This is a genomic window from Bradyrhizobium sp. SZCCHNR1051, assembly GCF_032489615.1.
Lineage (GTDB): Bacteria > Pseudomonadota > Alphaproteobacteria > Rhizobiales > Xanthobacteraceae > Bradyrhizobium.
In genome coordinates this window covers 1-26,642 of the sequence record NZ_JAUEYJ010000012.1, presented here as the reverse complement: position 1 = coordinate 26,642, position 26,642 = coordinate 1, and the positions used below count along the sequence as shown (strand labels likewise).

The following is a 26,642-nucleotide window of genomic DNA, read 5'->3' as shown; positions in this document are numbered from 1 at the left end:
TGCCTGCCGAACGCGCCTTCCGGAGAAAAGTCATGTCACGTCGTCATCCCATCATCTCGATCACGGGCTCGTCGGGCGCCGGCACCACGTCCGTCAAGAAGACCTTCGAGAACATCTTCCGCCGCGAGAACGTCAAGGCGGCCTACATCGAGGGCGATGCCTTCCATCGCTACAATCGCGAGGAGATGCGCCGCAAGATGGTCGAGGAGGCCGAACTCGGCAACAAGCACTTCAGCCATTTCAGCCCCGACACCAACCTGTTCGAGGAGCTCGAGAAGACCTTCCGCGATTACTCCGAGACCGGCACGGGCATGACGCGCCACTACGTCCATGACGAGGAGGAGGCGCGGCTCTACGACACAAGGCCCGGCAACTTCACCGACTGGACGCGGCTGCCGGAAGAGTCCGATCTTCTGTTCTACGAAGGCCTGCATGGCGCTGTCGTCACCGAGACGGTCAACATTGCCCAGCATGCGGACCTCAAGATCGGTGTCGTTCCGGTCATCAATCTCGAATGGATCCAGAAGCTGCACCGCGACCGTGCCTCGCGCGGCTATACCACCGAGGCGGTCACCGACACAATCCTGCGGCGCATGCCGGACTATGTGAACTACATCATTCCGCAGTTTTCCGAGACCGACATCAACTTCCAGCGTGTACCGACGGTCGACACGTCGAATCCCTTCATCGCGCGCTGGATTCCCACGCCCGACGAGTCGATGGTCGTCATCCGCCTGAAGAATCCGCGCGGCATCGACTTTCCCTATCTGCTCTCGATGATCCAGGGCAGCTTCATGTCGCGCGCGAATTCGATCGTGATCCATGGTTCCAGGCTCGATCTCGCCATGCAGCTCATTCTCACCCCCATGATCATGCAACTGATGGACCGAAAGAGGCGCACGCTATGACCGCCACCGCCGTGCAGACGCTGGCCCCCAAGACTGATAGCAAGACCGATATCAAGGCCGATCCCAGCCATGCGGAGATGGCGAATGCCATCCGCTTCCTCGCGATCGACGCCGTCGAAAAGGCGAAGTCGGGCCACCCCGGCATGCCGATGGGCATGGCCGATGTCGCCACTGTGCTGTATCAGCGCTTCCTGAAGTTCGATCCCGCCGATCCGGCCTGGCCCGATCGCGACCGTTTCGTGCTGTCGGCCGGACACGGCTCGATGCTGCTCTATGCGCTGCTGCATCTGACCGGCTATGAGGCGGTCACGATCGATGAGCTGAAGAAGTTCCGGCAATGGGGCGCCAAGACGCCCGGGCATCCGGAATATGGCCACACGCCGGGCGTCGAGACCACGACCGGTCCGCTGGGGCAGGGCATCGCGACGGCGGTCGGCATGGCGCTCGCCGAGCGCCTGATGAACGCGCGCTATGGCAACGATCTGGTCGATCACTACACCTATGTGATCGCCGGCGACGGCTGCCTGATGGAGGGCATCAGTCACGAGGCGATCTCGCTCGCGGGGCATCTCAAGCTGAATCGTTTGATCGTGCTGTTCGACGACAACGGCATCTCGATTGACGGCTCGACCGGACTGGCATGCTCCGACGATCAGCTCGCGCGCTTTGCCGCCTCTGGCTGGACGACCTGCCGCATCGACGGCCATGATCCGGAAGCGATTGCTGCGGCGATCGCAGCGGCGCGGCAGAGCGATCGTCCCAGCATGATCGCGTGCCGGACGACGATCGGCTTCGGTTCACCCGGACGGCAGGGCTCGGAGAAGGCGCATGGCGCGCCGCTTGGGCCGGAGGAGGTCGAGAAGACCCGCGCGGCACTGCACTGGCCCCACCGTCCGTTCGAGGTGCCGGCCGACGTGCTGGTGAGCTGGCGCGAGATCGGCGCGCGAGGCCGCAGCGTGCGCCAGGCCTGGAAGGAGCGTGCGCGCAAGCTGTGCACCGCGGACCGGTCGCCCTGCCACGACGCGCTGAACAAGAAGCTTCCGGCCACCTATACCGAGCGCATGGCGCAGTTCATCGCGCAGCTCACGGCCGAGCGGCCGAAGATCGCCACCCGCCAGGCCTCGCAGAACGTCATCGATGTCATTGCGACGGTGCTGCCCAATCTGCTCGGTGGCTCGGCGGATCTCACTCACTCCAACCTCACGAAGGCAAAGACGCACAAGTCCGTCACGCCCGCGACCATGGACGGCAACTACATCCACTATGGCGTGCGCGAGCATGCGATGGCCGCGGCCATGAACGGCATCGCGCTGCATGGCGGCTTCATTCCCTATGGCGGCACCTTCCTCGCGTTCGCCGACTACAGCCGGCCGGCGATTCGCCTGGCCGCGCTGATGGGCATCCGCGTCATCCACGTCATGACCCACGATTCCATCGGCCTCGGCGAGGACGGCCCGACGCATCAGCCGGTCGAGCATGTCGCGAGCTTGCGGGCCATTCCGAACCTCCTGGTATTCCGCCCGGCCGACGCGGTCGAGACGGCGGAAGCCTGGGATTGCGCGCTGCGTGCGGAGACCTCGCCGTCGGTGCTGTGCCTGTCGCGGCAGGCGCTGCCGGCGTTCCGCACCGAGGCATCGGATCACAACAAGGTAGCGCTCGGCGCCTACGTGGTCATCGAGCCCGAGGCCGGTCGCGACGTGACTTTGATTGCGACCGGCTCGGAGGTGGCCATCGCGCTGGAGGCGGCCAAGCTGCTGGCGGCCGAAGGCGTCCAGGCGGCGGTGGTGTCGGCGCCGTGCTTCGAATTGTTCCGCAAGCAGTCGGCAGAGTATCGCGCCGAGGTGCTCGGCCATGCGCCACGCATCGGGGTCGAAGCTGCGATCGAGGGCGACTGGGCGCGCTGGCTCGGTGATGCCGGCGAGTTCGTCGGCATGCAGGGCTTTGGCGCCTCGGCGCCGGCCGAGGTGCTGTACCGCGAATTCGGCATCACGCCTGCGGCGGTCGCCGATGCGGCCATGCGCAACATCATCCGGGCGCGGGCTTCCTGAGCCGCGTCACAGAATAGAGCATCGAAACAGGGACGGAGATCAACATGGCGCGGATCACGCTCAGACAATTGCTGGACCATGCTGCCGAGCGCAGCTATGGCGTGCCGGCTTTCAACATCAACAACATGGAGCAGGGGCTCGCGATCATGGAGGCGGCCGCGGCGGTCGACGCCCCCGTGATCATCCAGGCCTCGCGCGGCGCGCGCTCCTATGCCGGCGACATCATGCTGTCGAAGATGATCGACGCGCTGGAGGAGATGTATCCGCAGATTCCGCTCTGCCTGCACCAGGACCACGGCAACGACGAGGCGACCTGCGCCACCGCGATCAAGTACGGCTTCACCTCTGTCATGATGGACGGGTCGCTCAAGGCCGACGCCAAGACCGCGGCGGATTATGACTACAATGTCGACATCACCCGCCGTGTCACTGACATGGCGCATTGGGTCGGCGCCTCGGTCGAGGGCGAACTCGGCGTGCTCGGCTCGCTCGAGCATGGCGGCGGCGAGCAGGAGGATGGTCATGGCCTCGAGGGCAAAGTCAGCCGCGAGCAGCTGCTGACCGATCCGGACCAAGCCGTGGATTTCGTCCGCGCCACCAAGGTCGATGCGCTGGCGATCGCTATGGGCACCTCGCACGGCGCCTACAAGTTCTCGCGCAAGCCGGACGGCGAGATCCTCGCCATGAATGTGATCGAGGAGATCCATCGCCGGCTGCCGAACACGCATCTGGTGATGCACGGCTCGTCCTCGGTGCCCCAGGCGCTGCAGGACATGTTCAATCAGTTCGGCGGCGAGATGCCGCAGACCTGGGGCGTCCCGGTCGAGGAGATCGTGCGCGGCATCCGCCACGGCGTCCGCAAGGTCAATATCGACACCGACTGCCGGCTGGCGATGACCGCGATCTTCCGCAAGGTCGGCGCGTCGTCGAAGGTCGAGTTCGATCCGCGCAAGTTCCTGAAGCCCGCGATGGATTCGATGCGCGAGTTGTGCCGCGAGCGGTTCGAGCAGTTCGGCGCTGCCGGCAATGCGTCCAGGATCAAGGTCATTCCGCTCGCCGAAATGGCCAAGCGCTACCGCTCCGGCGCACTCGATCCGCGAGTTGGGGGAATGACTGAAGCTGCCTGACATCCACGGCCATAACGAACATTCAGGAGGAACACATGAACGACCCATCGATCACGGTGCGCGGCAAGGATCGCTACAAGTCCGGCGTCATGGAATACAAGCGCATGGGCTACTGGGAGCCGTCCTATCAGCCAAAGGACACCGACGTGATCGCGCTGTTCCGCGTCACGCCGCAGGACGGTGTCGACCCGACCGAGGCTTGCGCCGCGGTCGCCGGCGAATCCTCGACCGCGACCTGGACCGTGGTGTGGACCGACCGCCTGACGGCGGCCGAGAAGTACCGCGCCAAGTGCTACCGGGTCGAGCCGGTGCCGGGCTCGCCGGGCAGCTACTTCGCCTACATCGCCTATGACCTCGACCTGTTCGAGCCGGGCTCGATCTCCAACCTGACGGCCTCGATCATCGGCAACGTGTTCGGCTTCAAGCCGCTGAAGGCGCTGCGGCTGGAGGACATGCGGCTGCCGGTTGCCTATGTTAAGACGTTCCAGGGGCCGGCGACCGGCATCGTCGTCGAGCGCGAGCGGCTCGACAAGTTCGGCCGGCCGCTGCTGGGCGCTACCGTCAAGCCGAAGCTCGGCCTGTCCGGCCGCAACTACGGCCGCGTCGTCTACGAGGCGCTGAAGGGCGGGCTCGACTTCACCAAGGACGACGAGAACATCAACTCGCAGCCGTTCATGCATTGGCGGGAGCGCTTCCTGTACTGCATGGAGGCGGTCAACAAGGCGCAGGCGGCCACCGGTGAGATGAAGGGGACTTATCTCAACATTACCGCAGCGACCATGGAAGACATGTATGAGCGCGCCGAGTTCGCCAAGGAGCTCGGGTCATGCGTTGTCATGATCGACCTCGTGATCGGCTACACCGCGATCCAGTCGATGGCGAAGTGGGCTCGCAAGAACGACATGATCCTGCATCTGCATCGTGCAGGACACTCGACCTATACGCGGCAGCGCGCGCACGGCGTGTCGTTCCGCGTTATCGCCAAGTGGATGCGGCTCGCCGGTGTCGACCACATCCATGCCGGCACCGTGGTCGGCAAGCTCGAGGGCGACCCGAACACCACACGCGGCTACTACGACATCTGCCGCGAGGACTTTAATCCGATGCGGCTCGAGCACGGCGTGTTCTTCGACCAGCCCTGGGCCAGCCTGAACAAGCTGATGCCGGTGGCGTCCGGCGGCATCCATGCCGGCCAGATGCACCAGCTGCTCGACCTGCTTGGCGAGGACGTCGTGCTGCAGTTCGGTGGCGGCACCATCGGCCATCCGCGCGGCATCGCCGCCGGTGCGACCGCCAACCGCGTCGCGCTGGAGGCGATGATCCTCGCCCGCAACGAGGGCCGCGACTACGTGCATGAGGGCCCGGAGATCCTGGCCAAGGCGGCGCAGACCTGCACGCCGCTGCGCGAGGCGCTGGAGATCTGGAAGGACGTCACCTTCAACTACGAATCGACCGACTCGCCGGACTTCGTGCCGACCGTCACGCCCGCCGCCTAGTCATTATTCGATGCGCCGCCGCGACGCGGGCCGGAGCCCGCTCGCCCGCATCAGCCACATCAGGAGACATCAACATGCGCGTGACCCAAGGCTGCTTTTCTTTCCTACCCGATCTGACCGACGAGCAGATCACGGCCCAGATCCAGTATTGCCTCGAGAAGAATTGGGCCGTGAACATCGAGTTCACCGACGATCCGCATCCCCGCAACACCTATTGGGAGATGTGGGGCCTGCCGATGTTCGACCTGCGTGACGCCGCCGGCATCATGCGCGAGCTGGCCGAATGCCGGAAGATCTATGGCGACCGCTACATCCGCATCTCGGCCTTCGACTCCACCCACGGCTGGGAGTCGACCCGGCTGTCCTTCATCGTCAACCGGCCGCAGAACGAGCCGGGCTTCCGGCTCGACCGGCAGGAAACCGTCGGGCGCAATCAGCGTTATTCGACGCGGTCCTACGCGGCCGAGCGCCCCGAAGGCCAGCGTTACTGATCCCTGGCGGGCGGAGGTCGCTGCTGCGCCTGCAGGTCTGCGGCGTGGCAGGGATCTCCGCCCGGAGCGGCCATATCACCTTCTATTTGCCGTTGCTTCGTTGCTGCCAGGTTCGAAGGTACGGCGATCTGATGCGAGCGTCCCGAACGGAGCACGAGCGGATGATGCAGGCCACGCAGGCGGACACCACCCAGGCGACGCCGGTCGATACCGTCGACCTGCGCCGCGAGTTCGAGAGCGTCGATATTGCGCCCGTGCTGGAGCAGCTCGACCGTGAGCTGGTCGGGCTCGCGCCGGTCAAGACGCGGATCCGCGAGATCGCCTCGCTGCTGATGATGGAGCGGATCCGCCGCAAGATGGGGCTGGCGACGACGTTTCCGACCCTGCACATGTCGTTCACCGGCAATCCCGGCACCGGCAAGACCACGGTCGCGCTGCGCATGGCGGGCATCCTGCACCGGCTCGGCTTCGTCCGTCGCGGCCACGTCATCAGTGTCACCCGCGACGATCTCGTCGGCCAATATATCGGCCACACCGCGCCAAAGACCAAGGAAGTGCTGAAGAAGGCGATGGGGGGCGTCCTGTTCATTGACGAGGCCTATTATCTCTACCGTCCCGAGAACGAGCGCGACTACGGCCAGGAGTCGATCGAGATCCTGCTGCAGATCATGGAGTCGCAGCGCGAGGACCTCGTGGTCATTCTTGCCGGCTATGCCGACCGGATGGAGAAGTTCTTCCAGAGCAATCCCGGCTTCCGCTCGCGCATCGCCCACCACATCGACTTCCCCGACTATTCGGAAGCCGAGCTACTGACGATCTCCGAGATGATGCTGGAGGGGCAGAATTATCGCTTCACCCCGGAGGCCCGCGCCGCTTTCGAAAAGTACATCGCCGTCCGGCGCACCCAACCGTTGTTCTCGAACGCGCGCTCGATCCGCAACGCGCTGGATCGGATCCGCCTGCGTCAGGCCAACCGGCTGGTGTCGCGGCTCGACCGCGTGCTGACGTCCGATGACGTGATGTCGATCGAAGCGAGCGACGTGCTGGCGAGTCGCGTGTTCGCCAAGGGTGCCGACGCAGGCGACGGCAGGGCGGAGGCGCAATCATGAGTCTCGCTTTGGTGATGAACGCGCCGCTCGACGATCTCAGGCGCCGCATCGCCGACGCCGGCGCGCTGATCTTCGATGTCGACGGCACCATGGCCGAGACCGAGGAGATCCATCGCGAGGCCTTCAACGAGGCGTTCGTCGCGGTCGGCATCGACTGGCACTGGGGCCGCCGCATCTACAAGGAGCTGCTGCGCGTCGCCGGCGGCAAGGAGCGCATTCGCGCCTTCGACCAGATGGGGCGCACGGGGCCGCCGCTGAGCGACGCCGTCATTGCCCGGCTTCATCGCATCAAGACGGAGCGGTTTGCCGCGCTGATGGCCGACAAGGGATGCCCATTGCGCCCGGGCGTTCAAGCATTGCTGGGGGCTGCCTCGGCACGCGGGCAGCGGCTCGCGATCGCGACGACGACCACGCGCGCCAATATCGATGCCCTGCTGGCGCCCGTGTTGGGCGTGGATTGGGAGGCAGGATTTGCCGCCGTCGTGGCGGCCGACGATGTCGCGCGCAAGAAGCCTGCGCCCGATGTCTACCTGGAGGTCTTGTCGCAGCTCGATCTACCCGCGGCCAGTTGCATCGCGATCGAGGACTCCGGTAACGGGTTGATGGCTGCGACCCGCGCCGGCCTTCCCGTGCTGATCACGCGCAGCCTCTACTTTCATGACGACACGTTCGACGGTGCGCTCGCTGTGCTCGACGACCTCGTGGAGTTTGTTGCCTGAGGTATTTTGAGGTGCCTGTGTTGATGCATTGCCGATTATGTACGCCACCATGCGCATAGCCGCGTGGCGTAGTTGTTCTATTGCCGTCTCGACAAGAACGTGTAATCCCTTAACGATATGTCTTCATGTCGAGTCGAGGTCGTTGAGTATGGCCCGCACGCAGGCCAAATTGAAACGTACGGACGTTGCACGCACGGAAGCGTTTCGCGGGCGGGTGGGACGGCCCCCGAAGGCGTTGGCTGGAAACATCGAGGAACGTATTCTGGACGCTGCGCGCGCGGTGTTTCTCGAGCGCGGCTTTGACGGCGCCAGCATCGACGAGATCGCCGAACGCGCCCCCGCCAGCAAGCCGACGATTTATGCCCGATACACCGGCAAGGCCGCCTTGTTTGCCGCCGTCGTCGAGCGCTCCATCAACGACGTGATGAATCTCGGGGCCTACACGCCGGTCGCCGGCACTGCACAGGAAAAGCTGGTTGGACTTGCCATCGCCATCGTCGATCGCGCGCTGAAGGAATCGCTCGGATTGTTACGGGTCACGATCGGGGAGGCCTACCGGTTTCCCGATCTCAGTTGTCAGTTTCATGACGTCTCGCGCAAGCGCGCCACCCATGCCGTGGCGGCGCTGCTCGCCGAGACGATCGGCGTCTCGGCCATGACCGCCCGCCGGACGCCGTCGAAGGCGTCGGCGGCCTCCGCCGAGATCTTCATCGACCTGATCGTCATGCCGGTGATCATGCGCTCGCTGATGGGCGAGAGCGAACGGACGATCCGCAGGGAGCTGCCCGGCTTCGTCCGTGACCGGGTCAAGATTTTCCTGGCGCTGCAGCCGAAGGCCTGAGCAGCGCGATCAGCGCCGCCGCAGCAATGACGGTTCGAGCGTCACCTGCTTGAGATCGTTGCCGCTGACGACGACCACGATGAAGGCGAGCTTGCCGTCCTTGTTCATCAGGCCGCCACTGATCGCCCGGCCGGCCGCCGAGCGCTCGGCGATCCGAATCGCATCCGACATCTTGAGCCGGACCGTGGTGAGGGCGGCCAGGCTGTTACGGTCGCTTTCGCTCAGTCCGTCCACGGTCGAGAACAGCACGCTGTTGCGCACCTTTGCCGTGGTGCCATCGATGTCGGATTCCCAGATCCGTCCGCGCTGCAGGGTTCGGACCTTGTAGATGGGGGCGTCGAGCCCACCCTCGAAGCTGATGTCCGCGGTCTTGGAGCCAGGATGAATCCTTTCGGCGATTCGCAGCGCCTGGTGCAGTGACACCTCCGTCCGCCTGAACTTGTCGAGCTCGCGATCAATCGTCTCCTGGCTCAGCGCCGGATCGGTGGAGGCTTGCGGATCACCCTCCGTCTGCATGCCGGTGCCGGTTCCGGCGACGGCGTGCGCCAGGGGAGTCCATGACAGCAGGATCAAGGTCAACAGAATGATTCGTTTCATGACGGCCTGCTGTCTCCGATCTCGGTCGGTGCTTGTAGAGCATTCCCTTGGGAAACGGTTGCGATAAAACGAAACTGTATCGTTTTATAATTGTCGGCGGCGCGGTTGTCAAGGTAACGGCGCCGGCGGCGTCTGGGTCCAGAAGCGACCCGAGCGCGCGCCGTCATAGCCGAGGGTGTAGAGCGAGCGCATGTAGTCGGTGTCGAAGCCGACGCCTTGGCCCTCGGGGACGGACGGGTCGATCGCCGTCATGTTGAAGGCCAGGCCATTGTGCCGGGCGAACTGATAGGTGGCCGAGAGGTAGCTCCGGATCTCGCGTTTGCTCTTCATGGCCAGCGAGCGGATCGCGATCGCCTTGGCGCTGTTTTCGACCGGCTGGAAATCGGTGGACGTCCGACCGTTCATGATGATGTAGATGGCGGGCCTCGCTGAGGTCATGCGCCGCGATGATCCGGGCTGCATCAGCAGACGGTCCGGAAAGGTGAACACCTGGGTCGAGACACCGCCGTCGACATGCATCTCCTCGATCGGCTTGCCGTCGGAGGAGGCCGCGATCAGCGACGGCGGAAACGCCACGGGAACGCTGGCGGACGCGGTCAGGACCTGCCGGAACAGGTCGAGCGCGCGCGGCGTCCGCGCCGAGGCGATCTCACCCATGTTCCACAACACCGGGCGCCCCGCGTCCAGGTCGGTGGTCACGACGAACAGTCTCCGGCCCTTGGCGTGTTCTCTGGCGATCGCCGCGAGCAGGTCCGGCGTCGTGTAGTGGCTGATCGCGTCGCGGAGCGGCTGCCCATCGAACAGGGATGAGCCGAACACGGCGTTGAGCGCGTTGGGGGAGGCCGCGAACGAGCTGGCGAGCCCGCTCGTATACATCTCCTTCAGCGTCGCATCGTAGGCTGGCCCGAGGAAGGCGAACGGAGCGATCAGCGCGCCGGTGCTGACGCCCGAGACGATCGTGAATTCGGGACGAGCGCCGCTTTCGCTCCAGCCGTTGAGAACGCCGGCGCCGAATGCGCCGTCGCCGCCGCCGCCGGACAGCGCAAGATAGGCGAAGGGCTTGCCCGGTTGCGGCTGCGGCTTGAACGCGGCGTTGTCGAAGCTCGCGGCCGGCGCATCGGCCCACATCCGGATCGCGCGAAAGCCGTCGATCGTGGCGCGTTTGGCATCGTCGGCCGAATAGGCCGCGCGCTGAACGGCGGCACAGCCGCCGAGCAGGAGAGCCAGGCTGCAGAACGCGGCCAGACTCCCTGCCGCTCGGATCCAACGCGATCGCACGTCCCACCTATCCGTTCACTAAACGAAACCGTATAGTATTGTTATTGCGATTTGATCAAGCCCGAAGGCGATCGACGCGTATCCGCGGATCACGATTGCGGGAGCTGGATCTTGGAACCTGCACGGCAGCCTGGGCCGATCGTCCTGCTGCTCGATCGCAGGCGGCGCTCGGCGCGTTCATCTGCGGCTCACGCGCCGCCGGCTATGATTTTCTTCCATTTCCGATAGGTTGTCGCCGTTTCAACCAGGGGCGGCCGATATTGCCGCGCAGCGGCGTCCGATGTTCCGACAGGGTCACGATGCAGGCCGCATCGGCGGACGCGACCAGAGGAGTCTGAATGATCAACCGGCGGGCCATGATCACCTTCACGTTCACCGCCGCGACGCTGCTCGCAGCCTGCGGCGGCGTTGCGCAGGCGGCGCAGTGCGGCTCGTCGCCGGCGGGGTTCGAGGTGTGGAAGCGCGAATTCAGCGAGGAGGCGAGGGCGAAGGGCGTCGGCGGCACCGCGATCGCCGCGTTGATGCAGACCAACTACGCCTCGGCGACGGTCGCCGCCGATCGGGGCCAGCGCAGCTTCCAGCTCTCGCTCGATCAGTTCCTCGCCAAGCGCGGGGCTGCGGCGATCGTCGCGCGCGGCCGCCAGCTCAAGCAGTCGCAGGCGGCGATGTTCGCCTCGATCGAGCAGCGCTACGGCGTGCCGCCCGGACCGCTGATCGCGATCTGGGGCATGGAAAGCGCGTTCGGCAGCCAGCGCGGCAATCAGCACATGCTGTCGTCGATCGCGACGCTCGCCTATGATTGCCGCCGTCCGGAGTTCTTCACCGACCAGCTCTATGCCGCGCTCAAGCTGATCGACCGCGGCGTGCTCTCGGGCAACACCCGCGGCTCGATGCATGGCGAGGTCGGGCAGACGCAATTCATGCCGAAGAACATCCTCGCTTACGGAGTCGGCAATCTCGACGTCGCCGCCAACGCGCTGGCCTCGACCGCGAACTTCCTGCGCGCCAACGGCTGGAAGGCAGGCGCCGGCTATCAGCCGGGCGAGCCGAACTTCGCCGCCATCGAGGCCTGGAACGCCGCCGGCGTCTATCAGAAGGCGATCGCGCTGATGGGCCGCCAGATCGATGGCGGCGGCTCGGCCGCGGCGCGCTGACAGGCTTGCGACTGGCAAGCATGTCGAAATGAAAGAAGCGGCGCTTCATCACTGAAGCGCCGCCTCTCATTATTCTCGGTCAGTCAGCTTCTCGACTTAGGCCTTCAGCTCGAACCGATCCAGGTTCATCACCTTGGTCCAGGCGGCGACGAAGTCCTTGACGAACTTCTGCTTGGCATCCGAGCTCGCATAGACCTCGGCGAGCGCCCGCAACTGCGAGTGCGAGCCGAAGATCAGGTCGGCGCGGGTGGCCGTCCACTTGATCGCGCCGGACTTGCGGTCGCGGCCCTCGAAGGTGTGCTCGCCCTGATCGACCGGCCGCCACACCACGCCCATGTCGAGCAGGTTGGCGAAGAAGTCGTTCGTGAGCGTCTCGGTCTGCGCCGTGAACACGCCATGCTTGGAGCCGTTGGCGTTGGCGCCGAGCACGCGCAGGCCGCCGACCAGCACGGTCATCTCCGGCGCGGTCAAAGTGAGCAGTTGCGCCTTGTCGACCAGCAGCTCCTCGCCCGACAGCCACTGCTGGCCGCTGAGATAGTTGCGGAAGCCGTCATATTTCGGCTCGAGCACCGCGAACGACTCGACTTCGGTCTGCTCCTGCGAGGCATCGGTGCGGCCGGGCACGAACGGCACGGTCACCTCGACGCCGGCCTTCTTGGCCGCCGCTTCGACGCCGGCATTGCCGGCCAGCACGATCAGGTCGGCGAGCGAGATCTTCTTGCCGCCGGAGGCCTGCGCGTTGAACTCCTTCTGGATGCCCTCGAGCGTCGAGAGCACCTTGGCGAGCTCGGCCGGGTTGTTGACCGCCCAGTCCTTCTGCGGAGCGAGACGAATGCGCGCGCCATTGGCGCCGCCGCGCTTGTCCGAGCCGCGGAAGGTCGAGGCCGAGGCCCAGGCCGTCGACACCAGTTGCGACACCGACAGGCCAGAGGCGAGGATCTTCGCCTTGAGCGACGCGACGTCGTTGTCGTCCACGAGCGGATGGTCGACCGGCGGCACCGGATCCTGCCAGATCAGATCCTCCTTCGGCACCAGCGGGCCGAGGTAGCGCACCTTCGGACCCATGTCGCGGTGGGTCAGCTTGAACCAGGCGCGGGCGAAAGCATCGGCGAACTGATCCGGGTTCTCCATGAACCGGCGCGAGATCTTCTCGTAGGCCGGATCGAAGCGCAGCGCGAGGTCGGTGGTCAGCATCGACGGCGCGTGGCGCTTGGACTTGTCATGCGCATCCGGCACGGTGTTGGCGCCGGCGCCATGCTTCGGCTTCCACTGGTGCGCGCCGGCCGGGCTCTTGGTCAGCTCCCATTCATAGCCGAACAGATTCCAGAAGAAGTTGTTGCTCCACTTGGTCGGCGTCGTCGTCCAGATCACTTCGATGCCGGAGGTGATGGTATCGCCGCCCTTGCCGGAGCCGTACTTGCTGGCCCAGCCGAGACCCTGCTGCGCGATGTCGGCGCCTTCCGGCTCGGCCCCGACCAGCGACGCATCACCCGCGCCGTGGGTCTTGCCGAAGGTGTGACCGCCGGCGATCAGCGCCACCGTCTCTTCGTCGTTCATCGCCATGCGGGCGAAGGTCTCGCGGATGTCGCGCGCGGCAGCCAGCGGATCGGGATTGCCGTTCGGGCCTTCCGGGTTGACGTAGATGAGGCCCATCTGCACGGCAGCGAGCGAGCCTGCGAGCTCGCGGTCGCCGCTGTAGCGCTCGTCGGCGAGCCACTTGCCCTCGGGGCCCCAATAGATGTCCTGCTCGGGCTCCCAGGTATCGGCGCGACCACCGCCGAAGCCGAAGGTCTTGAAGCCCATCGATTCCAGCGCAACGTTGCCGGTCAGCACGAACAGGTCGGCCCAGGAGATCTTCTGGCCGTACTTCTGCTTGATCGGCCACAGCAGGCGGCGCGCCTTGTCGAGGTTGGCGTTGTCCGGCCAGCTGTTCAGCGGCGCAAAACGCTGCTGACCAGTGCCGGCGCCGCCACGGCCATCGCCGATGCGATAGGTGCCGGCGGCGTGCCAGGCCATGCGGATGAACAGCGGACCGTAATGGCCGAAATCGGCCGGCCACCAGTCCTGCGAATCCGTCATCAGCGCGTGCAGATCCTTGACCAGCGCGTCGAGATCGAGGCTCTTGAATTCCTTGGAGTAATCGAACGCCTCGCCGAGCGGATCGGAGAGGTTCGAGTGCTGATGCAGGACCGACAGATTGAGCTGGTTCGGCCACCAATCCTTGTTCGAAAATCCCTTCAAGCCGCCCGAGAACGGGCACTTGCTGACGTCATCCATGTTTGCCTCCTGACGTGATCGTCATGGTTCCCCCCTGGGGTGGGAGCCGGGACCCTACGCGGCTACTTCGATCAGGGGAAATTGAGATTGATGATCATAACGATAAGATTATCTGATGAATGTGGTGTGACGCTGTCCAAACGCATATGGACGCGGTGCGTTACCTCCGCATCTCAAGATTGTGGTCAGGAAAATTGACTTCGCGGCGCTGATCGATAAGATAATCTGATGATACATTTGACGATGCGGCAGCTTCGCTATTTCGACGCGCTGGCGCGTCTGGGGCATTTCGGCCGCGCCGCCGAGGCCTGCGCGATCTCGCAGCCGGCGCTGTCGATGCAGATCAAGGAGATGGAGGAGGCGCTCGGCGGCGTGCTGCTGGAGCGCAACGCCCGCCAGGTCGTGCTGACCCGGTTCGGCGAGCAGCTCGCCGAGCGCGTGCGCGAGATCCTGCGCTCGGTCGATGAGCTCGGCGACTTCGCCCGCGCCTCGCGCGACAAGCTCACCGGCCGGCTCCGGCTCGGCATGATCCCGACGATTGCGCCTTATCTGCTGCCCAAGGTGATCGGGAACCTGACGCGCAAACATCCCGAGATCGACATCCACGTCCGCGAGTCCAAGACGCCGACCTTGATCGAGGAGCTGATCGAGGGCCGCCTCGATGCCGCCATCGTCGCGCTGCCGGTCTCGGAGCCGTCGCTGACTGAGGTCGCGCTGTTCGCGGAGAACTTCCTGCTGGTGCGGCCGCCGGAATATGAAGGCGCGGCGGTGCCGAGCAGCGAGATGCTGCGCGAGATGCGGCTGCTGTTGCTGGAGGAGGGGCACTGCTTTCGCGACCAGGCGCTGTCGTTCTGCAACATGCAGGCGCCGCGCGAGATGCTCGATGCCTCCTCGCTGTCGACCCTGGTGCAGATGGTCGGCGCCGGCATGGGCGTGACGTTGATTCCGGAGATGGCGGTCGGCGTCGAGACGCGCTCGGCGTCGGTGTCGCTGGCGCGCTTCGCCGATCCGCAGCCGCAGCGCACGGTCGGCATGGTCTGGCGCAAGACCAGCCCGCTCGCCAAGCAACTGATGCAGATTTCCGAGATCGTCGGCAGCGCGGCCCAGGGTCTGCGCAAGCAGGCCTCGGCCGGGCAGGGCCGCAAGCGGCGAGGGTGATCCCAGCCGTCGTGCGTTTCCTCCCGGAACGTCCCGCGATGCGGAGATTTGTCCGTCTCCTGCCGGAGAAGGAGAACGGGCGGCAGCAGCTCTCTACGGCTATGTCGGCGTTGGCTACGGGCCGTACTACGGTCGTCCATACGAGGCCCGTCCATATTGGCGGCACCGCTATGACGTTGGGTGGTCATTGGCCGGCCCGTGGTGGTGAGATCGGCCGATTGATCCTCTGACACGAGGTCGTCTGCGCGCCAGATCGCGCTGGCGATCTAGCGTGACGGCTAGCCGGCTGACGAGACCTCCCCTGCGCCCCGCTGGGTCGGAACGCGCCGTCGTGATGGCCCCTGATGTCCTGCTTTCCCATGGCATAAGTCTTGTATCGATCTCCGCGAGCGGTTGAACGTCCGACGCGCATGCGGTGTGGCGATGCCGTCGGATTGTGATCTCGGTCGGTCGGTTCGCCGCTCGCGCGGCTTGCTGGTCGAGACCGCGTGCCTGGAGAACGGTCCATGTCTGAGCCGCGCAATGCCCGGGAGTTCTGGGCTGCCACGATTATCGATTGGCTCATCGAGAACGCGAGCCTCAGGCGGGAGCGCGTCGACCTCGCGCGGAAGTTCACCCAGGAGCCCTACAATCTAAGCGTCGTCAGGGTTCTGACCATGATGGACGAACTCGTTGCGCGCCACAATGCAGCGAGCGGCGCCAGCCTCGTGCTGTCGCAGAACTGGCGCCTGGCGCATCGCAGCGACACGGTCGGTGACTTCATCGCGGCTTTCCTGCAACTGGTACTTCCCGAGGGGCGCGGCGCCACAACGGACGACGCCGCGAGGGACAACGGCGTAGCGACGCCCGGCGACGCGTCGGAAAGCCGACAAGGCCGGACGCAGTCGCGCCGCATCGATGCGCTGCGGGCTAGTCCGGGCGGCGACTGGAAGCCGGTCGATTTCGAGATCATCGCCTCGCAATACGCGATCAAGTTTCGCAAGATCACCGGCACCCACGAGGTGTTCCTGCATCCCGCGGTCCCGAATTGCGTGACGATCCCGCTGAAGGCGAGGATCAGGCCGCCGCATGTCCGGGCCTTTGTGGCGATGATCGACGGAATGGACGAGGCGGCGCGATGAGCGATTCCCGCGTCTATGCCTATGAGGTCACGGCGCTCGGCGCCGAGGATGGCGGCGGCTTTCTCGTCACCTTCCCTGACATTCCCGGGGTCATCGGCATCGGCGCCCACGCTGAGGAGGCGGTTGCCGACGGTCAGCAGGCGCTGTTGGCATGTCTCGACGCGCTCAAGGCCGTCGATCGGGGGCCGCCGGTCCCGGCCGCGGCGCGAGCTGCCGTGCCGCTGGCGTGATTCTTGATGTGAGGTCCGGGACGCCAATGCGACGGGAGACAGCATGCCATTGACAGAGGACGCCATCCAGGTCGGCAAGTGCTACAAGACGAAGATCGCCGAGAGCTACAAGGTGCTGTCGATCACGCGCGGCATCGTCACCTATCAGACGCTGACCTCGCCCTTGCGCATCAACACCGGCATCAAGGCGTTCGCCGACGCCGTCTACAAGGAGATCAACTGTCCGCGGCAGGGCTAGCGATCCGGCGGCGGCCGTATCGTGCGGCACGCGGACCGGGGGCAGGCGGCAGGCTCGGGGCGGACAGAGAGCGCACCACCTCTCCTCCGTCATTGCGAGGAGTGTCAGTGACGAAGCAATCCAGACTGCCTCTACGGAAAGACTCTGGATTGCGTCGCTGCGCTCACAATGACGTGGAGAAGGCTCGCCTTTGTTCTCGCGCTGCGGAGGTAGGAATGAAAGTCGAACAGCGCGATGACGGCGTGCTGGCCGTCGTCGACGAGGAAGGCCGCGTCTGGGCGCAATGCGCGCGGTCCTCGCAACATGCCGATGAGACGGATTACGTGATCGAGGGGCCCCTCAGTGGATTCGTCTATGAGGACGGCACGTTCACGGCGGACAGCGAGCAGGCCTTCCGCGCCTGGCTCGCCGACCGCCTGATCAGCGACGAGATCTTCCATGTGAAGGACAGGGAGACCGCGTTGGCTCTGTGCCGGCGTATCGCGATCGCGGCCCGCGAGATCCTGAAGGACAAAGCAGGCCCGGCTCATTGTTGAGTGTCCCTGCGTTCCGCTGCGCCATCGCAGATCGCGATCCGGGCCTCAGCCGAGGTCCGGCCTTCCTCGCGCGCTCTCCTCATTCAGAGGGACATGATCGATGCACGACCTGGGCGCAGTGCGCCGCGCGGGATGAGCGGCAAGGTATCGATCGGCTTCGTCGATTTTGCTGCGTTCTCGTTCGATTTCGATTGAGTTCGTTGCGGTTTGTTCGGATCGTTTCTGGTGCGAGACTGGTGCGGCCCGTCGGGGGCAACATCCTCTCTAGGCTGAAACAGGGGTTCGATTCCCTAGAGAACCTTAAGATCACTTGGCAATCAGGGGGGCCACCTCGTGTTGTCCGGAAGCCATCATTGGTACACAATGCATTTTCCGAGAGCTGGCAAACGCTGAGTCCTCAAGAAACGACCGGCTGGAGGCTTGCCTGGGCCGTAGAGCCATCCTGCACACAAGCGGCTGAGCTTCGCTATTGGGAGGGAAGTCCCGCCCAGTCTAACTGAGGGAGTGTCAGTCAAACTCACCCGTCAGATAACGACCTTCCGCCACTTGCAGCGCATGATCGTCTCGGTGTTGCCGGATGGATTGATGTCGGTGCCGACAATGACCGTGCCATCGGCGGCGACGCCGTTGTGCCGGCCTGAGATATTAATCCGGAAGCAGTCGGCGGACAGGGATCGATCGCATACCAGTGGCCGCAGTCTGGCGAACCGCGTTCTGACGCGGGAAGCAGGAAAACGCGAGAGTGTTGCCCCGCAACAGCCGCCCTTTGCGGGTCAACGTGGAGAGCAGAGTACAGATTCTGTAACGAGTGCAGTTAACGCGTAAGGAGGCCTTGCGGTAGCGTAGGCTTCCCGGCTGCGCTATTTCAGCGTCGACAGATAGGCGACGACGTCGGCCCGCTCCTTCGCGTCCGCCAATCCCTTGAAATACATCTTGACGCCGTGAACGTCCCCGCGCGGATCGGCGATATAGGCATCCAGCGCGGTCGTGGTCCAAGGCGCGCTGTTTTTTTTCATGCCCTCGGAATAGGCGTAGTCGGGTACAGCCGCCGGTTGCCGTCCGACGATGTTCCAGAGGCTCGGGCCGACCTTGTTGATGCCTATCTCGGCAGAGTGGCAATTCTGGCAGATGCGCTGGAAGATGCCCTTCCCAGCGACGGGATCTCCATCCAGCGCCTGGGCGCTCGACGCCAGACTTGCGAGAACAACGACAAGAGCGATGCGGCGGAGCATGCGAATCCTTCCCTTTTGATCCGGAGCGGGCGCGGGCCAGCCCCGCGGCCAGGCCGGTGAGCAGATCGGTGCAGATGATCTGACGACAGCCCGGCCCAAGTCCTTGTTCTGGATCAAGCCGCGCAGTTGCCGTTGCTGCTCAATTGGCTTAATCTTCTAAAAAAACGAACGATCACCAACACGAAACCCAAGTGTCGTTCTGGGAGGTGCCCGGTGGGAGACGCCGATCCTCGGCCCGCGCGTCCGTCTGGCGTGATTGCGGCGAAGTCGAAGGCTGCGACGGAGGCCGCCGCGGCGGCCGACATCTGCGGCCAGTTGCCGGCTGACGGCTTGGCCATGGTGCTGATCTTCCTGTCGCCCCACTACGACCCAAACGCGTTCATGGCGGAAGTGACGACCCGTCTCGCAGACATCCCCGTGTATGGTTGTACGACGGCTGGAGAGCTGTCGCCCGATGGCTGGGACGACAACAGCGTCGTCGCTCTCGGCTTTGCCGCCGATGATTTCACGGTATTCGCACAGCCCATCTTCGGGCTGTCGGGCTTCCGCGTCGACGAGGGCCGCCGCCTTGGCGTCCAGTTGAGGCAGGATCTGTCGCGGCACGGCGGTCGCGACGATGACGGCGTGTTCGGGCTCGTCCTGATCGACGGCATGTGCCAGCGCGAAGAGGCGATCATGTCGGCGATCTATGCGTCGCTCGACAATATCCCCTTGGTCGGCGGGTCGGCCGGCGATGGTCTGCGCTTCGAGCGCACCTGGGTCTTTCACGACGGCAAAGCGCATACGGACATGGCGGTGCTGATCCTGATCAGGACGTCATTGCCGTTCCGGCTGTTCAAATGTGACAATTTCGAGCCGACCTCGACCAAGATGGTGGTGACGGAGGCCGATCTCGAACAGCGTATCGTCAAGCAGCTCAATGCCGAGCCGGCGGCGGAGGAATATTGCCGCGCGGTGGGCATCGCGGATTCCGAGCTCGACCCATTCCTGTTTGCAGCCCATCCGGTGCTGGTGCGCGTCGGCGGCTCCTATTTCGCGCGCTCGATTCAGCGCGTCAGCCCTGACGGCTCGCTGCGGTTCTTCTGCGCGATCGACGAAGGAATGGTGCTGACGGCGGCAAGGTCGCGCAACTCCGTGGCCGCCGCCCGCGAGATGCTGGCCGAGGTTCGAGATGACATCGGCGAGGTCTCGATCTTCATTGGTTTCGAGTGCATCCTCCGGCGTCTCGACGCTGAGCAGCATCAGTTCGCGCGGGAAATGTCCGAGCTCTATCGCGATAACCGGATCGTCGGGTTCCATACCTATGGTGAGCAGTACGGTTCAATGCACGTCAATCAGACGCTGACCGGCGTCGCGATCGGCAAGCGTCCAGGGGCGCAGCAATGACTGTCGTCGGGTCTCCGGAAGACCTGCAGCGCGAGGCGGCCAAGCTCAGGAAGATCAACGCCGCGCTGATGTCCCGGGTCGAGCGCTCGATGGACCAGCAGTTCAATGCGTTCTCACTGTTCGAAACGGCGATCGCACTCGATCAGCAGGTGCGCGAGCGGACGCGGCAGCTGCGCGATGCGCTGCGTTCGATCGAAACGGCCAACAAGGACCTGTTTCGCGCCAAGCAGCAGGCCGAAGCGGCCAGCTCCCTGAAATCCTCGGTTCTCATCTCCGTCACGCATGATCTGCTTCAGCCACTCAACGCGGCGCGGCTGACGCTGTCGACCTTGGCGGACGAAGTCTCGTCCGATCGTGGCACAGCCATGGTCGGCCAGGTCGACCATTCGCTGGCCATGCTGGAAGATCTGCTGCGGTCCCTGCTGGAGATTGCCAAGCTCGATGCCGGAGCCCTGCGGCCCGACGTGAGGCCCGTTCTGATCTCGAGCCTGTTCGAGCCGCTCGAACGCGAATTCGCCCCGATCGCGGCCAAACGCGGGTTGTCCTTGCGCATTTGTCCCTGCTCGGTCGCGGTGGTCTCGGATGCTATGATGCTGCGGCGCATCTTGCAGAATCTCCTCGCGAACGCTCTGCGCTACACGCGGCGAGGCGGCGTCGTCATGGGATGCCGGCGCGGACCGGGGGCTGGCCGGGTTCGCATCGAGGTCTACGATACCGGCCCTGGCATTCCCAAGCCGCAGCAGGAAGCGATCTTCCTCGAATTCCAGCGCGGTCATTCGAGCGCCGAGGACCAGGCCGGCTTTGGGCTCGGCCTGTCGATCGTCCGTCGCTTCGCCAATGCATTGGACCATGAGGTCAGGCTGGCTTCGCGGGTTGGCCATGGATCCACATTCAAGCTCGCGCTCGACCGGGCAGACCCGGCAGCCGTACCGCCGGATCCGCATCCTGCTGAGCACGTCGAGCACGATTATGGCGGGCTCGAAGGCGCCAAGATCCTGTTGATCGAAAACGACCTGGCCACCGCCGATGCCATGGTCGGTCTGCTGGAGAAATGGGGCTGCGACGTCGTGGCCACGGTCTCGTCGAAGGACGCGCTGCGGCGCCTGAGTGCGCTCGGGGCGGCCCCCGAGGCGATCATCGCCGATCTTCACCTGGATGGCGACGAGAGCGGGCTTGCCGCCATCCGGGACATCCGGCAATTCCTCAGCCGAGATGTTGCGGCCATGATCGTCACCGCTGACTATTCCGAAGATGCAGCCAGGGAAGCGAGCCAATACGGGCTCGAGATCCTGACCAAGCCGGTCAGGCCTGCGGAGCTTCGCGCGCTGTTGTCGTTCCTGCTGTCATGAGCGCGTCAACGCCGCTCGCCCGCGCCGGCATGCGTGGCCCGCTGATGAGGTTCACGAAGTCGATCTTTTCCATCTCGATGATGGCCTTGGTCCGGCTCATCACGCGGAGCTTTCGCAGGATCTCAGAGACGTGGACCTTCACTGTCGTCTCGCAGATCCCGAGCTCGAAGGCGATCTGCTTGTTCTGCAGTCCGCGGCGGATCAGGTCGAGCACGCGCAGCTGCTGCGGCGTCAGCTCGTGAAGACGCTTCAGGAGATCTTGAGCGGGAAGTCGGCCACGGCGCACGCCGGCGCAGAGGGAGCCACCTTCAACGTGGACCTCGCCGCGCAGCACCGCCTTGATCGCGTCGGCCAGTTGCTGCTTCGAGGTTGATTTCGAGATGTAACCGGAAACACCCAGCGCGAGAACGTGGGCGACGAGGCGCGGGTCCTGATGCGCGGAAACCACCAGGATCGGTGTGCGCGGCGCGGTCTTGCGAATGCGGATCACGCCGGAGAGCCCGGTCGTTCCGGGTGTTGAGAGGTCGAGCAGGATCAGGTCGAATCTCGGAGGCGATGACAGAAGATCGACGGCCATGTCGATGGATGTTGCCTCGCGCATCTCGGCATCAGCCAGAGCGGCGCGGATCGCACTCTCCAGCGCCTCGCGAAACAGCGGATGGTCCTCGACGATGAGCAATCGAGCCACGTGCCTGTCACCCCCCGGCCGGATCGGAGATCCGGTTTGTTCATTGTCGCGGATCCGACATTCAAACCAGTGCGCGCGCTGCGTCTTCGAAAGAACGTCAGGGCCGGAGCACCAGCGATAGCGCGTCGGTCGGCCTCAATCAACGACCAAGACGCCATCAACGGTGTGACGCCTGCGGCGGCCGTCACCTCCTGCAGCGCAGCAATAGCGCTACGGGTGCTTTCTGCGCGAGGCGTTGCGCGATCCCTGGCGGTCGGCCGGAACGGGCAGCGCGATCTTGCCGATCTCGATAACGGCCTTGTTGCGGCTGAACAGGCGGAGTTTTCTCAGGATCTCCGTGATGTGCGCCTTGACGGTCGACTCCGCGAGCTGAAGCTCGCCCGCGATTTCCCGGTTCTGATAGCCACGCCTGATCAGGTCGAGGACGCGAAGCTGTTGCGGGGTCAGCTCCTCGAGGCGCGCCTGCAGCGCGCGGGCGGAGCCGTTGCCGTGGCGCTCGGCCACTGGCACGAAGTCCTTCGGGACCGAGATCGAGCCGCTGAGCACGCGCTCAATCGCGGACGTCAGCTCACGCTTCGAGGTCGACTTCGGCAGATAGCCGGCGGCGCCGAGCGAAAGCGCCTCGCGCACGACGTTGAGGTCTTCATCACTCGAGACGATCGCGACCGGAAGCCGGGGATGCGTGGCACGAAGCCGCAGGAAGCCCGAGAAGCCCACGGCATCGGGCAGCGTCAGGTCGAGCAGCGCCAGGTCGATGTCGGGTTCTAGCGCGAGGGTGTTGAGCGCATCGGCAATCGACAGCGCCTCGAAGATCTCGGCGTCAGGATGCGCCAGACGCACCGCATTGCCGAGGGCTTCGCGAAACAGCGGATGATCGTCGATGATCAGAAAGCGCGTCATGTCCGCCCCCTCACTTGCCCTCTGTACGCGCCGGGTGATCCGGCAGATCGAGCGGCCGGTGTCCGCCTCCTTCAATTGGCCGTTTCGGACGACTGCACGGTCCGTAGGAACGCATAGATGCTCTCGAACTGCTCGTCGGTAAAGACTTCCTTCCAGGCCGGCATGCCCTTGGACGGACGGCCTTCATGCACGGTGGTCCAAAACTTGTCGCGCATATCCTCGCCATAACGGGTCTGCAGCCGCCGCAGGTCGATCTTCCGTTCCGCCTGCACGGCGTCCGGTCCATGACAATGTGCGCAGGTGCCGTTGAAGATCTCCTTGCCGGCGCTGACCGCCTCGGTCTTGGAATCGCTCGCAGCAGCCGCGTCCGAAACCCTGATCACGGCCGCCTCGGCGACCGGCTGGCGGAGAAGCTGAGCAGGGCCGGCCAGCGCGGCCAGCTTGATTGGGCCAGGCAGCGCGCCGAGCCTGATCGGTGGTTCGCTCGGCAGCCCGTATTTGCCAGCCAGCTCGGCTATCAGCGGTGCGAGCTGCGGCAAGGCGGCGTCGATCTGATCGCGCAACTGCGTGGAGCTCTTGGCAAAGCCGATCGCGGCATCCCAGGACAGACCGTCGCCTTCGACCGGCTGGATCCGGAAGCTGCTCTCGTAGGTCGTCTTGTTCAGCCAGCCTGCAACCGGTCCCCAGACGAAGGCGACGTCGGCCTTGCCCTGTGCCAGCGCCACCATGCCCTCGTTCGGCGTCAGCACCGTCACCTTCTCGATGTCATCGCGCTGGGCGAGCAGATTTTGCGGCGTGGTCTGGTATTGCACAGCGACGCGCTTGCCTCGGAGGTCGTCGATGCTGTGGACGACGAGCGTTCCGCGGCTGACAAGCGCGTAGGTCTCGGTCGCGATCTTCTTCGAGAAGATCACCGTCGGTCCCATGAAATCCGAGGACAGCGGCAGGCCGATCATCGCGTCGCACTGCTTGCCGAGCAGCGTCACGCGCACGGTTCGCTTGCCGAAATAGGATTTGTACCAGTCATACGTCACGGGCCGTCCGAGCTGCTGTGACAGGGCCTGGCCGACCTCGAGGTAGAATCCCGGCTGCGTTGGATTGTCGCTCGAGAATGGAAGATTGGTCGGATCCGCACAGAGCCGCAGCGGGTCCGCCTCGTTGGCCAGGCCCGCCGACGATGCGGCCAGCACGGTGGAGGCCACCAAGGCGACGAGTGCCGTCGCGCTTGCTGCCAGTTCGGCGGCGGCCCGCCACTTCGAGCCAGTCTGACGGCGATTCAGGCGCATCCTCGATCCCTCGGGTCTTGTTTATCTGTTTGTACGGTTCGGTCTCGCGGCCGGGCCGTCTTCGTCCGCTTGATGCGGATTGGCTAAACGCTGCGCGTGTCCCCGCGGCCGGGGCACGCGCAGCCGTCGCGAGCGTTGCGGCTATTGGACCGCGAACACGAACAGGGCGCCGCCCTCGGGAGCCGCGTTCGTCATCTTCTTGCCGATCTCGCCCAGGAACGCCGGGATCGAGGCGGTGCGGCCGACGACGACAGCTACGTACTGCTTGCCGTCGACGGAGTAGGTCACTGGACCGGCGCCGATGCCGGAGCCGAGATTGCGCTTCCACAGGATCTTGCCGGTCTTGGCGTCGATGGCGCGGAAATCGCCGTGCAGATTGCCGGAGAACACCAGGCCGCCGGCGGTGCTGAGCGTGCCTCCGTTGAACGGAAGGTCTTCCTGGATCGACCACACCTTCTTGTTGTTCACGGGATCCCAGGCAATGAGCTCACCGAGGAAGCCGCCGGGGCCTTCCTTGGTCGGGAATTCCGCACCGAGATAGAACACACCGCGCTTGTACGAGACGTCGCTGACCGACCAGTCCATGCAGACATTGTTCGCCGGGATGTAGACCAGCCCGGTGTCCGGATTGTACGACATCGGCTGCCAGTTCTTGCCGCCGATCAGGTTCGGGCAGACGTCCTTGACGGGATGTCCAGGGCCCGGCCGTTTGTCCGGATCCTCGACCGCGCGCAACGTCGAGATGTCCCATTTCTGCGCCCAGTTGGCGAAGACGTACTTCTCGGCCGAGATCACCTTGCCGGTCTCGCGGTTGGCCACGAAGAAGAAGCCGTTGCGATCGGCCTTCATCAGCGTCGGGACAGCCGCACCGCCAACCTTGAGATCGGCGAGAATAGCCTCGTTGACGCCGTCATAGTCCCAGGCATCGGCAGGCGTCGTCTGGATGTGCCACTTGATCTTGCCGGTGTTCGGATCGAGCGCCAGCGTGGACGCCGTATACAGATTGGTCAGCTTGCCGAAATCGCCATTGCCGGTCGAGCGCACAGCGGTGTTCCAAGGACCGGGGTTGCTGGTGCCCCAATAGACCGTGTCGCTCTTCGGATCGTAGGAGCCGACCAGCCAGGCCGCGCCGCCGCCATGCAGGCCGGTGTCGCCCTTCCAGGTCTCGCTGCCGGGCTCGCCGGGCGCAGGCACGGTAAAGGTCTGCCAGACCAATTTGCCGGAGTTGATGTCGTAGGCCTGCAGCGAGCCGCGCACGCCGTACTCGCCGCCGCCGAAGCCGGTGATGACCTTGTCGCGCACGACCAGCGGCGGCGAGGTGATCACCGAGCCCTGCTTGTAGTCGACCACCTTGGACGTCCACAGCTCCCTGCCGGTGGCGGCATCGAGCGCGGTCAGCTTGCCGTCGAGCCGGCCGACGAACAGCTTGCCGTCGGCATAGGAGATGCCGCGGCTGTTCACGTCGCAGCAGGCATATTGCAGCGTATCGTCCGGAATGTCCGGCTCATAGGTCCATTTGCGCGCGCCGGTCGCGGCATCAAGCGCATAGACGTATTTCGGCCCCCACGACGTCGAGACGTAGAGCGTGTTGCCGATCACGATCGGCGAGGCCTCGTTCGAGCGTAGCGAGGCCAGCGAGAACGAATAGACCAGCGACAGCTTGCCGGCGTTCTCGGTGTTGATCTCCTTGAGCGGGCTGAACCGGGTGTTGCCGTAATCATGGCCCGCCATCGCCCAGGCCCCGGGCTCGCCGGCGGCCTTCAGCGCCGAGTCGTTGGCGCGGACGCCAAGCGTGCCGGCGACGAGGAAGGCAACCGTCGAGATGCTAGCCAAGAATCTCCTGCTCGTGAAATTCATCAGTTCCCTCCGCATATTTCTTTGTTGTGGCACGTGCGCGCCAAGCCCCAGATGTGCAGTCGCGCTGCAAGCATCGGGAGCGATTACAGCATCAGCTCTGCCAGGCTCTCATAGGCGGAAGGTAGTAGGCCGTGGGGCCGCCGTTGAACGTCGATTCTCCAGCAGTTTCGCAGGCTTATGAAGTCCGGACGCCAAATGTCCGACTTCAAAACGATGGTCAATCGCGTGATCAAGGAAGCGGGTATCGACAAATTCACGATACGTGACTTGAGGCGCAGCTTACGCACCGTCATGCCGCGCGCGTCTACGTCCCATCAATAAAAAAGCCCGCCGGCAATCTGGGCCATCAGCGCGAGAGCAGGGGTGGTCCGGCAGAGGGCAGCGGACGAGGCACTGACGACTGCACAGCCGCTGACTGTGCCCTGGGTTGCGAGGGTTTATGCTGCGGGATCGGGGCCGCCTGCTGCTGGGACGGCGACGAAGGCGGGGTTGTCGACATTCTCTGTCTGATGTCGTCTGCGACAGCTTGCAGCGTCGCAATGCTCTGGGCCATCTGCTCTTGCTTGCCGGCGAGTTGCTCGACGCTGCGCCGCACGACATCGAGATTGAACGCCAG

General features: G+C 64.7%; 25 protein-coding genes. 16 read left to right on the top strand and 9 right to left on the bottom strand.

Annotation, left to right across the window (positions count from 1 at the left end):
- Positions 1 to 32 precede the first annotated feature (32 nt).
- The 8 genes from QW868_RS16095 (at position 33) to QW868_RS16060 (ending at position 8,739) form a co-directional block, all read left to right on the top strand.
- Positions 33 to 908, top strand: a complete 876-nt coding sequence (locus QW868_RS16095; protein WP_315733741.1) for a phosphoribulokinase — start codon at positions 33 to 35, stop codon at positions 906 to 908.
- Complete coding sequence (gene tkt, locus QW868_RS16090; RefSeq protein ID WP_316230922.1) at positions 905 to 2,956, top strand: transketolase; 2,052 nt, start codon at positions 905 to 907, stop codon at positions 2,954 to 2,956. Before QW868_RS16095 ends, tkt begins: the two co-directional genes overlap by 4 nt.
- 44 nt (positions 2,957 to 3,000) lie before the next feature.
- Entirely contained in the window at positions 3,001 to 4,083 is a 1,083-nt protein-coding gene (gene fba, locus QW868_RS16085; RefSeq protein ID WP_315733737.1) for a class II fructose-bisphosphate aldolase, read from the top strand.
- A 35-nt stretch (positions 4,084 to 4,118) separates the two neighbouring features.
- On the top strand, positions 4,119 to 5,579 hold the full coding sequence (locus QW868_RS16080) for a form I ribulose bisphosphate carboxylase large subunit (protein WP_315733736.1): 1,461 nt from the start codon (positions 4,119 to 4,121) through the stop codon (positions 5,577 to 5,579).
- A gap of 74 nt (positions 5,580 to 5,653) precedes the next feature.
- Positions 5,654 to 6,070 (top strand): ribulose bisphosphate carboxylase small subunit, encoded by a 417-nt coding sequence (locus tag QW868_RS16075; RefSeq protein ID WP_315733734.1) that lies wholly within the window; start codon positions 5,654 to 5,656, stop codon positions 6,068 to 6,070.
- A 164-nt stretch (positions 6,071 to 6,234) separates the two neighbouring features.
- Positions 6,235 to 7,179, top strand: a complete 945-nt coding sequence (gene cbbX / locus QW868_RS16070; protein ID WP_315735640.1) for a CbbX protein — start codon at positions 6,235 to 6,237, stop codon at positions 7,177 to 7,179.
- Positions 7,176 to 7,898, top strand: a complete 723-nt coding sequence (locus tag QW868_RS16065; RefSeq protein WP_316230921.1) for an HAD-IA family hydrolase — start codon at positions 7,176 to 7,178, stop codon at positions 7,896 to 7,898. The genes cbbX and QW868_RS16065 overlap by 4 nt, the downstream gene beginning before the upstream one ends.
- Positions 7,899 to 8,046: 148 nt before the next feature.
- A complete protein-coding gene (locus tag QW868_RS16060; RefSeq protein ID WP_315735638.1) occupies positions 8,047 to 8,739 on the top strand; it encodes a TetR/AcrR family transcriptional regulator in 693 nt (230 codons plus the stop codon).
- Between the two features lie 9 nt (positions 8,740 to 8,748).
- Here QW868_RS16060 and QW868_RS16055 read toward each other — a convergent pair whose 3' ends face one another.
- Positions 8,749 to 9,336, bottom strand: a complete 588-nt coding sequence (locus QW868_RS16055; RefSeq protein WP_315778465.1) for a PepSY domain-containing protein — start codon at positions 9,334 to 9,336, stop codon at positions 8,749 to 8,751.
- A 108-nt stretch (positions 9,337 to 9,444) separates the two neighbouring features.
- The gene (locus QW868_RS16050) at positions 9,445 to 10,614 is read right to left on the bottom strand and encodes a patatin-like phospholipase family protein (RefSeq protein ID WP_316230920.1); all 1,170 of its coding nucleotides are present in this window, start codon (positions 10,612 to 10,614) and stop codon (positions 9,445 to 9,447) included.
- 338 nt (positions 10,615 to 10,952) lie between these two features.
- On the opposite strand from QW868_RS16050, the gene QW868_RS16045 reads away from it, so the two are divergent.
- Positions 10,953 to 11,768, top strand: a complete 816-nt coding sequence (locus QW868_RS16045) for a lytic transglycosylase domain-containing protein (RefSeq protein ID WP_410051300.1) — start codon at positions 10,953 to 10,955, stop codon at positions 11,766 to 11,768.
- Between the two features lie 96 nt (positions 11,769 to 11,864).
- On the opposite strand, the gene katG is transcribed toward QW868_RS16045, so the two are convergent.
- A complete protein-coding gene (gene katG / locus QW868_RS16040; protein WP_316230919.1) occupies positions 11,865 to 14,045 on the bottom strand; it encodes a catalase/peroxidase HPI in 2,181 nt (726 codons plus the stop codon).
- A gap of 228 nt (positions 14,046 to 14,273) precedes the next feature.
- Between katG and QW868_RS16035 the strand changes: the two genes are divergently transcribed.
- From QW868_RS16035 to QW868_RS16015, 5 genes are all read left to right on the top strand, one after another.
- Positions 14,274 to 15,203 (top strand): hydrogen peroxide-inducible genes activator, encoded by a 930-nt coding sequence (locus QW868_RS16035; protein ID WP_316230918.1) that lies wholly within the window; start codon positions 14,274 to 14,276, stop codon positions 15,201 to 15,203.
- Between the two features lie 506 nt (positions 15,204 to 15,709).
- Positions 15,710 to 16,324 (top strand): hypothetical protein, encoded by a 615-nt coding sequence (locus tag QW868_RS16030; RefSeq protein WP_316230917.1) that lies wholly within the window; start codon positions 15,710 to 15,712, stop codon positions 16,322 to 16,324.
- Entirely contained in the window at positions 16,321 to 16,554 is a 234-nt protein-coding gene (locus QW868_RS16025; RefSeq protein ID WP_315755216.1) for a type II toxin-antitoxin system HicB family antitoxin, read from the top strand. The genes QW868_RS16030 and QW868_RS16025 overlap by 4 nt, the downstream gene beginning before the upstream one ends.
- 43 nt (positions 16,555 to 16,597) lie before the next feature.
- A complete protein-coding gene (locus QW868_RS16020; protein WP_315733718.1) occupies positions 16,598 to 16,792 on the top strand; it encodes a hypothetical protein in 195 nt (64 codons plus the stop codon).
- Between the two features lie 215 nt (positions 16,793 to 17,007).
- Entirely contained in the window at positions 17,008 to 17,328 is a 321-nt protein-coding gene (locus tag QW868_RS16015) for a hypothetical protein (RefSeq protein ID WP_315733716.1), read from the top strand.
- An 860-nt stretch (positions 17,329 to 18,188) separates the two neighbouring features.
- Here QW868_RS16015 and QW868_RS16010 read toward each other — a convergent pair.
- Positions 18,189 to 18,560, bottom strand: a complete 372-nt coding sequence (locus tag QW868_RS16010; RefSeq protein WP_316230916.1) for a c-type cytochrome — start codon at positions 18,558 to 18,560, stop codon at positions 18,189 to 18,191.
- 213 nt (positions 18,561 to 18,773) lie between these two features.
- Between QW868_RS16010 and QW868_RS16005 the strand changes: the two genes are divergently transcribed.
- Both QW868_RS16005 and QW868_RS16000 read left to right on the top strand, forming a co-directional pair.
- Positions 18,774 to 19,946, top strand: a complete 1,173-nt coding sequence (locus QW868_RS16005; RefSeq protein WP_315785564.1) for an FIST N-terminal domain-containing protein — start codon at positions 18,774 to 18,776, stop codon at positions 19,944 to 19,946.
- The gene (locus QW868_RS16000) at positions 19,943 to 21,295 is read left to right on the top strand and encodes an ATP-binding protein (RefSeq protein ID WP_316179719.1); all 1,353 of its coding nucleotides are present in this window, start codon (positions 19,943 to 19,945) and stop codon (positions 21,293 to 21,295) included. Before QW868_RS16005 ends, QW868_RS16000 begins: the two co-directional genes overlap by 4 nt.
- Here the strand turns inward: QW868_RS16000 and QW868_RS15995 are convergent.
- From QW868_RS15995 to QW868_RS15975, 5 genes are all read right to left on the bottom strand, one after another.
- Positions 21,249 to 21,983 (bottom strand): response regulator transcription factor, encoded by a 735-nt coding sequence (locus QW868_RS15995; RefSeq protein WP_315785566.1) that lies wholly within the window; start codon positions 21,981 to 21,983, stop codon positions 21,249 to 21,251. The genes QW868_RS16000 and QW868_RS15995 overlap by 47 nt on opposite strands.
- A 210-nt stretch (positions 21,984 to 22,193) precedes the next feature.
- Positions 22,194 to 22,883: a response regulator transcription factor gene (locus tag QW868_RS15990; RefSeq protein WP_315755223.1), complete on the bottom strand. Its 690-nt coding sequence runs from the start codon at positions 22,881 to 22,883 to the stop codon at positions 22,194 to 22,196.
- A 71-nt stretch (positions 22,884 to 22,954) separates the two neighbouring features.
- Entirely contained in the window at positions 22,955 to 24,169 is a 1,215-nt protein-coding gene (locus QW868_RS15985) for a c-type cytochrome (protein ID WP_316230915.1), read from the bottom strand.
- A gap of 141 nt (positions 24,170 to 24,310) precedes the next feature.
- Entirely contained in the window at positions 24,311 to 26,002 is a 1,692-nt protein-coding gene (locus QW868_RS15980) for a PQQ-dependent methanol/ethanol family dehydrogenase (RefSeq protein WP_316230914.1), read from the bottom strand.
- Between the two features lie 370 nt (positions 26,003 to 26,372).
- Positions 26,373 to 26,642, bottom strand: a 270-nt coding sequence (locus QW868_RS15975; RefSeq protein ID WP_316230913.1) for a hypothetical protein, incomplete at its 5' end; no start/stop codon positions are given.